Consider the following 5,879-nt stretch of genomic DNA (forward strand, 5'->3'; position numbering starts at 1 on the left):
AAATCGCAGGCATAAAAAAAGCCCGTTCGTTAGAACGGGCTTTCAGGATAATAACTTGGTGATGACCTACTTTCACATGGGGAAGCCCCACACTATCATCGGCGATGACACGTTTCACTTCTGAGTTCGAGATGGATTCAGGTGGTTCCATGTCTCTATTGTCACCAAGAAACTGGTTTATTGAACATCTGCTCATTTGAGTAGACTTCAATATTTGCTAATGACTCATTATTCATTCCTCACTAACAATCAATTAGGCAAAGCACTAGCTTTTGTTCTCAATCTGTTTGTATCTTTGTTACTTCGTAAAAAAGCCAACTCACAAACCATTTAAGGTTATAGAATCAAGCCTCACGGGCAATTAGTACACCTTAGCTACATTCATTACTGAACTTCCACATGGTGCCTATCAACGTCGTAGTCTTCAACGGCCCTTTAGGGGGATCTAGTCCCCAGAGAATCCTCATCTTGGGAGGGGCTTCACGCTTAGATGCTTTCAGCGTTTATCCCGTCCGAACTTAGCTACCCTGCTATGCCACTGGCGTGACAACAGGTACACCAGAGGTTCGTCCACTCCGGTCCTCTCGTACTAGGAGAAGCTTCCCTCAAGATTCTAACGCCCATGGCAGATAGGGACCGAACTGTCTCACGACGTTCTGAACCCAGCTCGCGTACCACTTTAAATGGCGAACAGCCATACCCTTGGGACCTGCTTCAGCCCCAGGATGTGATGAGCCGACATCGAGGTGCCAAACACCGCCGTCGATATGAACTCTTGGGCGGTATCAGCCTGTTATCCCCGGCGTACCTTTTATCCGTTGAGCGATGGCCCTTCCATACAGAACCACCGGATCACTAAGACCTACTTTCGTACCTGCTCGACGTGTCAGTCTCGCAGTCAAGCTCGCTTTTGCCTTTGCACAAACCTCCCGATTTCCGACCGGGATTAGCGAACCGTCGCGCTCCTCCGTTACTCTTTAGGAGGAGACCGCCCCAGTCAAACTACCCACCATACACTGTCCCCGATCCCGATAAGGGAACTGGGTTAGAACATCAGACATACCAGGGTGGTATTTCAAGGTTGACTCCACCAGAACTAGCGTCCCGGTTTCAAAGTCTCCCACCTATCCTACACAAGTAGGCCCAATGTTCAGTGCAAAGCTGTAGTAAAGGTGCACGGGGTCTTTCCGTCTAGCCACGGGTACACGGCATCTTAACCGCGATTTCAATTTCACTGAGCCTCTGGTGGAGACAGTGTGGCCGTCGTTACGCCATTCGTGCAGGTCGGAACTTACCCGACAAGGAATTTCGCTACCTTAGGACCGTTATAGTTACGGCCGCCGTTTACCGGGGCTTCGATCAAGAGCTTCTCCGAAGATAACCCCATCAATTAACCTTCCGGCACCGGGCAGGCGTCACACCCTATACGTCCTCTTTCGAGTTTGCAGAGTGCTGTGTTTTTGTTAAACAGTCGCAGCCACCTAGTTTCTGTGGCCCCCCGCAGCGTGAACCGCAGGGGGCGTACCTTCTCCCGAAGTTACGGTACCATTTTGCCTAGTTCCTTCACCAGAGTTCTCTCAAGCGCCTTAGAATTCTCATCCCACCCACCTGTGTTGGTTTGGGGTACGGACACTATTATACTGAAGCTTAGAGGGTTTTCCTGGAAGCATGGCATCGACCACTCCAATCTCGTAAGATCGTCGCATTCACGCATCAGTGTTAAAAGGACCCGGATTTGCCTAAGTCCTACACCTAAACGCTTAGATACACAAAACCAACTGTGTTCTGGTCTAGCCTTCTCCGTCACCCCATCGCATATAATAGCGGTACAGGAATATTAACCTGTTTTCCATCGACTACGCCTTTCGGCCTCGCCTTAGGATCCGACTAACCCTGCGCCGATTAGCGTTGCGCAGGAAACCTTGGGTTTTCGGCGGACGGGTTTTTCACCCGTCTTATCGTTACTCATGTCAGCATTCGCACTTCTGATACCTCCAGCAGGCCTTACGACACCACCTTCAACGGCTTACAGAACGCTCCTCTACCAATTACAATAAATTGTAATTCCGCAGCTTCGGTATACAGCTTAGCCCCGTTAAATCTTCCGCGCAGGCCGACTCGACTAGTGAGCTATTACGCTTTCTTTAAAGGATGGCTGCTTCTAAGCCAACCTCCTAGCTGTCTATGCCTTCCCACATCGTTTCCCACTGAGCTGTAATTTTGGGACCTTAGCTGGCGGTCTGGGTTGTTTCCCTTTCCACGACGGACGTTAGCACCCGCCGTGTGTCTCCCGTACTGAACTTCCTGGTATTCGGAGTTTGCAATGGGTTGGTAAGCCGGTCAGGGCCCCCTAGCCATAACAGTGCTCTACCCCCAGGAGTTATATACGAGGCTCTACCTAAATAGATTTCGAGGAGAACCAGCTATCTCCGAGCTTGATTAGCCTTTCACTCCGATCCACAGCTCATCCCTGCATTTTTCAACATACGTGGGTTCGGTCCTCCAGTGCCTGTTACGGCACCTTCAACCTGGCCATGGATAGATCGCTCGGTTTCGGGTCTAATCCTAGCAACTAAACGCCCTATTAAGACTCGGTTTCCCTACGGCTCCCCTAACGGTTAACCTTGCTACTAAAATTAAGTCGCTGACCCATTATACAAAAGGTACGCAGTCACCCCTCAAAGGAGGCTCCCACTGCTTGTACGTATGCGGTTTCAGGTTCTATTTCACTCCCCTCTCCGGGGTTCTTTTCGCCTTTCCTTCACAGTACTGGTTCACTATCGGTCGGTAAGGAGTATTTAGCCTTAGAGGATGGTCCCCCTATCTTCAGTCAAGGTTTCTCGTGCCCCGACCTACTTAATACGTCAATAAAGTTATTTCAAATACGGGACTATCACCCACTATGGTCACACTTTCCAGAGTGTTCTTCTATAACTATATTGCTCGGCTGCTCCCCTTTCGCTCGCCGCTACTTGGGGAATCTCGGTTGATTTCTTTTCCTCCGGGTACTTAGATGTTTCAGTTCTCCGGGTTTGCTTCGCCTAACCTATGTATTCAGTTAGGGATGACACCTTATGGTGCCGGGTTTCCCCATTCGGAAATCCTCGGATCAATGTCTGTTTGCAGACTAACCGGGGCTTATCGCATGCTACAACGTCCTTCATCGCCTCTTACCGCCTAGGCATCCACCACATACGCTTAGTCACTTGATTCTATAACCTTGAACAGTCTATGAGCCTTTTGTATGACCTCATAAACTTGTCACCTCTAATTATTATTGCTAATAACCAGGATAACTATCAAAGCAATGACTGTTTTACTTGTAACGTTTGAGAATGGTCTTTTAATCAGATGATAACTATCTTCTTAAAACACCATTTTGGTGCTATTCAAGTCCTGTTATGAAACTTAAATAGCGTTTTCAAGCAATACTTACGTCTCATCAACGCTTGTATTACTCGCCTAGTTCGATTCACCACTTCATTAACTCGTAAGTTAATTTCATGATAAATCTTGCTTTGCCTAATTTGTTAAAGAACGCATCCTTTATACTAAAGAATGTGTTTGACTATAAAGTCAATAAAGATGCCTTTATCCACGTCTTCGTGAAAGCAGCTTGATGACCTTATGATCAATATTTTGAGAACTCTATCGTTATGATAGATATTAGACTGTATGTAGATACACCAATACTAAATTGGTGGAGCCAGACGGGATCGAACCGACGACCTCCTGCGTGCAAGGCAGGCGCTCTCCCAACTGAGCTATGGCCCCATTGGGGTGCTAAGCCTCACCAGTAATTGGTGGGTCTAGGTGGATTTGAACCACCGACCTCACCCTTATCAGGGGTGCGCTCTAACCAACTGAGCTATAGACCCAAACTCTGTCTACTGACTCAAGTCTTGAGCAGGCTTTTATACAAACCCGAGGGCTTGCTTACAGTCTAACCAGATTAACTTGTGTGGATACTCGTAACTTATGAATTAACGTTATCTTTAAGGAGGTGATCCAGCCCCAGGTTCCCCTAGGGCTACCTTGTTACGACTTCACCCCAGTCATGAACCACAAAGTGGTGAGCGACATCCCGAAGGTTAGTCTACCCACTTCTTTTGCAGCCCACTCCCATGGTGTGACGGGCGGTGTGTACAAGGCCCGGGAACGTATTCACCGTGGCATTCTGATCCACGATTACTAGCGATTCCAACTTCATGGAGTCGAGTTGCAGACTCCAATCCGGACTACGACCAGCTTTCTGGGATTAGCTTACTCTCGCAAGTTCGCAACCCTCTGTACTGGCCATTGTAGCACGTGTGTAGCCCATCCCATAAGGGCCATGATGACTTGACGTCGTCCCCACCTTCCTCCGGTTTGTCACCGGCAGTCTCCCTGGAGTTCTCAGCTTAACCTGTTAGCAACCAAGGATAGGGGTTGCGCTCGTTGCGGGACTTAACCCAACATCTCACGACACGAGCTGACGACAGCCGTGCAGCACCTGTCACGGAGTTCCCGAAGGCACTAAGCAATCTCTTGCAAATTCTCCGGATGTCAAGGGATGGTAAGGTTCTTCGCGTTGCATCGAATTAAACCACATGCTCCACCGCTTGTGCGGGCCCCCGTCAATTCCTTTGAGTTTTAGTCTTGCGACCGTACTCCCCAGGCGGTCAACTTAATGCGTTAGCTGCGTCACCGATCCCTCAAGGGAACCGACGACTAGTTGACATCGTTTACGGCGTGGACTACCGGGGTATCTAATCCCGTTTGCTACCCACGCTTTCGCACCTCAGCGTCAGTTTTAGGCCAGGAAGTCGCCTTCGCCACTGGTATTCCTTCAGATCTCTATGCATTTCACCGCTACACCTGAAATTCTACTTCCCTCTCCCAAACTCTAGTTAAACAGTATCAGGTGCAGTTCCCAGGTTGAGCCCGGGGATTTCACATCTGACTTATCTAACCGCCTACGCGCGCTTTACGCCCAGTAATTCCGATTAACGCTCGCACCCTCTGTATTACCGCGGCTGCTGGCACAGAGTTAGCCGGTGCTTCTTCTAAAGTTAACGTCAAGATACAAGAGTATTAATCTTATACCCTTCTTCACAATTGAAAGTGCTTTACAACCCTAGGGCCTTCTTCACACACGCGGCATTGCTGGATCAGGCTTGCGCCCATTGTCCAATATTCCCCACTGCTGCCTCCCGTAGGAGTCCGGGCCGTGTCTCAGTCCCGATGTGGCTGGTCGTCCTCTCAGACCAGCTATAGATCGTCGCCTTGGTAGGCTCTTACCCCACCAACTAGCTAATCTAACGCGGGCTCATCCAATAGCGATAGCATGTAAACAGAGGCCACCTTTCATCCGTAGATCGTATGCAGTATTAATCAGGATTTCTCCTGGCTGTCCTCCACTACTGGGTAGATTCCCACGCGTTACTCACCCGTCCGCCACTCGACGCCAAAGAGCAAGCTCTTCGCGTTTCCGTTCGACTTGCATGTGTTAAGCATGCCGCCAGCGTTCAATCTGAGCCAGGATCAAACTCTTCAGTTTAAAATGTTTTAAGTCCTTACGGACTTTATATCTTTAAATTGAAGGTCGAACCTAACTTACGTGTTAATCGTCGACATCCATAATGTGTAAACACACCATAAATACCGATTCTAAATCGTTCGTATGGTTCTTGCTTCTTGCGTTAAAACACAAGCCACAAGCACCCACACAAGTTTTTCTGGTTCTCATTTTTTAAGGTTCAGCTCAAAACCGTTGCTTGAGCGAGGCGGGAATTCTACTCTTTGATTTTCAAGTAATCAACATTTATTTAATGTTTTTTACTCAACAATTCAAACAAAATTCCCAACAAATCAAAACACTTTACAGCGACCTAATCTGT

Annotated in this window: 2 tRNA genes and 3 rRNA genes; all 5 read right to left on the reverse strand. The window is 48.4% G+C overall.

From position 1 onward, the window contains the following. Window positions 1–53: 53 nt before the first annotated feature. The 5 genes from rrf to EV695_RS20095 all read right to left on the reverse strand — a co-directional run bounded on the left by rrf (window position 54) and on the right by EV695_RS20095 (window position 5,539). A 5S ribosomal RNA gene (gene rrf / locus EV695_RS20075) occupies window positions 54–169 on the reverse strand. A gap of 171 nt (window positions 170–340) precedes the next feature. Continuing rightward, window positions 341–3,212: ribosomal RNA gene (locus tag EV695_RS20080) — 23S ribosomal RNA — on the reverse strand. 486 nt (window positions 3,213–3,698) lie between these two features. Beyond that, a tRNA-Ala gene (locus EV695_RS20085) sits at window positions 3,699–3,774 on the reverse strand. A 27-nt stretch (window positions 3,775–3,801) separates the two neighbouring features. Continuing rightward, a tRNA-Ile gene (locus tag EV695_RS20090) sits at window positions 3,802–3,878 on the reverse strand. Window positions 3,879–3,996: 118 nt separating this feature from the next. Further along, window positions 3,997–5,539, reverse strand: a 16S ribosomal RNA gene (locus tag EV695_RS20095). Together the 16S, 23S and 5S rRNA genes with 2 tRNA genes alongside form the textbook arrangement of a ribosomal RNA operon. Between the last annotated feature and the right edge of the window lie 340 nt (window positions 5,540–5,879).

This window comes from Cocleimonas flava (assembly GCF_004339015.1).
GTDB classification, from domain to species: domain Bacteria; phylum Pseudomonadota; class Gammaproteobacteria; order Thiotrichales; family Thiotrichaceae; genus Cocleimonas; species Cocleimonas flava.